The sequence below is a fragment of the Pseudoxanthomonas mexicana genome, from assembly GCF_010093385.1.
In the GTDB taxonomy this organism is placed as follows: Bacteria; Pseudomonadota; Gammaproteobacteria; order Xanthomonadales; family Xanthomonadaceae; genus Pseudoxanthomonas_A; species Pseudoxanthomonas_A mexicana.
On sequence record NZ_PDWV01000106.1, the window covers coordinates 1 to 2,660 of the forward strand.

The 2,660-nt window shown below is 70.8% G+C and carries 2 protein-coding genes and 1 pseudogene; 2 read left to right on the plus strand and 1 reads right to left on the minus strand.

Annotated elements, in window-relative coordinates; all coding sequences use genetic code 11:
* Window positions 1-1,570: ATP-dependent RNA helicase RhlB (gene rhlB, locus CSC76_RS18775; protein WP_162111479.1), on the minus strand; the 1,570-nt coding region annotated here is incomplete at its 3' end.
* A 226-nt stretch (window positions 1,571-1,796) separates the two neighbouring features.
* Here rhlB and trxA point away from each other — a divergent pair.
* Both trxA and CSC76_RS19205 read left to right on the plus strand, forming a co-directional pair.
* The gene (gene trxA / locus CSC76_RS18780) at window positions 1,797-2,138 is read left to right on the plus strand and encodes a thioredoxin TrxA (RefSeq protein WP_062350453.1); all 342 of its coding nucleotides are present in this window, start codon (window positions 1,797-1,799) and stop codon (window positions 2,136-2,138) included.
* 208 nt (window positions 2,139-2,346) lie between these two features.
* Window positions 2,347-2,660: pseudogene (locus CSC76_RS19205) on the plus strand (hypothetical protein); the annotation flags it as partial.

The window sequence follows — 2,660 nt, forward strand, 5'->3', positions numbered from 1 at the left end:
CACACTCGAGAGCAGCGCCCGCCGCCGGGCGCGTCCCCCGCGCACCGGCGGCGGCCGCGGCCGCGCCCGGAGCGCCCAACGCGGGTGGAAGGCGAGGGGAATGCCAAAGAAAAAAGCATCGGCAAGTTCGCCCGGGGGGCGCGCGACCAGACGGCCGCCGACGAAGACCGCGGTGGGGGGGGCCGCAAGCCGGGGGGCGCGGGCGGCGCCGGTGGCCGCGACGGTACCCGCCGCGACGACCGGCACCGCCGGCGCCACCGGGCTTGCGGCCACCCCCACGGCGTTCTTCGTCGGCGGCCTTCTGTTCGCGCGCCTCGCGGAAGATCTGGCCGATGCTTTCTTCTTCGTCATCGCCCTCGCCTGCCACCGGCTTCGGACGCTCCGGACGCGGCAGCGCCGTCAGCAGTTCCGCGGTGACCGGCTCGGACGGGATCTTCTGCTCGATATAGGCCTCGATGTCGGGCAGCGACATCGCATAGCGCTCGCACGCGAAGCTGATCGCATCGCCCTCGGCGCCCCGGCGCGCGGTGCGGCCGATGCGGTGAACATAGTCCTCGGCATCGAACGGCAGGTCGAAGTTGAACACGTGCGACACGCCGTCGATGTGCAGGCCGCGCGCGGCCACGTCGGTGGCCACCAGCAGTTCCAGCTGGCCGGCCTGGAACTTCTTCAGCAACGACTCGCGCTTCTTCTGCGGCACGTCGCCGGACAGCACGCCGACGCGGTAGCCGGCGCGCTCCAGCGCGCGCGCCACGCGCTCGACGAACGCCTTGGTATTGACGAACACCATGGTGCGCGCGCCCTCGCTGCGCGACAGCAGGCCGATCAGCAGCGGGATCTTCTCCTCGTCGGCCGGGTAGTACAGCTTCTGCCGCACCTTGGCCGCGGTGATGAACTCGGTCTCGACGACGAGCTTCTCCGGCTCGTTCATGTGCTCGTAGGCCAGTTCCAGCACGCGGTGCGAGAGGGTGGCCGAGAACAGCAGCGTCTGCCGGGTGGTGCGCTCGGGCATGCGCCGCAGCAGGAAACGGATGTCCTTGATGAAGCCCAGGTCGAACATGCGGTCGGCTTCGTCCAGCACGCACACCTCGCAGGCGTGCAGGCTGACCACCTTGTGCTGTTTGACGTAGTCGATCAGCCGGCCGGGCGTGGCGATGATGACGTCCACGCCCTTCTGCAGCAGTTCGCGCTGCTTGTCGTAGTCCACGCCGCCATAGACCAGGGCGAAGCGCAGGCCCAGGTCGGCGCCGAACTTCACCGCGTCCTTGTGGATCTGGATGGCCAGTTCGCGCGTGGGCGCCAGGATCAGCGCGCGCGGATCCTCGGGCTTGCGCTCGGCCAGCGCCGGGCGTCTCAGCAGGCGGTTCATCACCGCCACCAGGAACGCCAGCGTCTTGCCGGTGCCGGTCTGCGCCTGGCCGGCGACATCGCGCCCCGCCAGGGCGACCGGCAACGTCATCGCCTGGATCGGCGTGCAGCGGGAGAAACCTGCGCCTTCCAGCCCGGCGAGCAGCGCCGGATGCAGGTCGAACGAGGAGAACGTGATGTCGGTTAACGGTTTGTCGCTCATGCCTTCTTCTTTTGCGTCGCTGTGTTCCGCGCGCGTGTCGTGTGAATGCGGTGGGTGTGCTTGCATCGGCCGAACCGGCGTCGCACACTGCGCCCCCTGTGCCGGGTTGCGCGACCACCTGGGTAACCTTGAAAAGGTCGCGGAACGCCCCAGTTTACCCCAATCGTGGAGGCCGTCCCGGCCCGAACCCGTCCGCGCCCGTCCGCGGACCCCGCAGGAGATCCCCGTGAGCGACAAAGTGACCCACGTCGGCGATGCCGATTTCGACGCCGCCGTGCTGCAGTCCGGCGAGCCGGTGCTGGTGGACTTCTGGGCCGAATGGTGCGGCCCCTGCAAGATGATTTCGCCGGTCCTGGACGAACTGGCCGAGACCTACGGCGGCAAGCTGAAGGTCGCCAAGGTCAACGTGGACGAGAACCGCGCCACCGCCATCAAGTACCACGTGCGGTCCATCCCGATGCTGCTGCTGTTCAAGGACGGCCAGATCCAGGCCACCCAGATCGGTGCCGTCGGCAAGGGCCAGCTGACCCAGATGATCGACAAGGCCCTGGGCTCCCAGGCCGCCTGAACCGCTGGCGCCCCGCATGGCGGGGCGCGCTGGCTGAATCCGCTTGAACCCGCCGTGGCGGCCCGGCTTGCCGCCACCCAGGCCCGGTGATAGTGTCGAACCCGAATTCCGGCGCAGGGGATGCGCCGCACCCATCTGAAGCCCCCGTCTCCTTTTACTCACCCGCCGCCGCAACGCCGGCGCTCGCCACCTAGCGAGGATTCGCAACTTGTCCGACAGCAGCAACGAAACCGGCGCCCCCGCCGAGAAGCGCGTGCGCAAGACCCGCGCCCCCAAGACTCCCGCCGCCGATACCGCCGCCCCCGCCGAGCGCGCGGCCGATCCCGCGCCGCAGCTTCCGCTGCCGCCGGTCGCCGAACGCGCCTCGGGGGCCGCGGCGCGTTCGGCGACCGGCGGCAGCGGAAGCTGCGGCGCGGGAGCGGCCGCGCGCTCGGCGGGGGCGGGGGGATGGGGGGTGGGGGGGTTGGGGGGGCGGGGGCTGCGGGAGCGCGTCTCGGCGGGGGGGCGGGGGTCGCGGCGGCG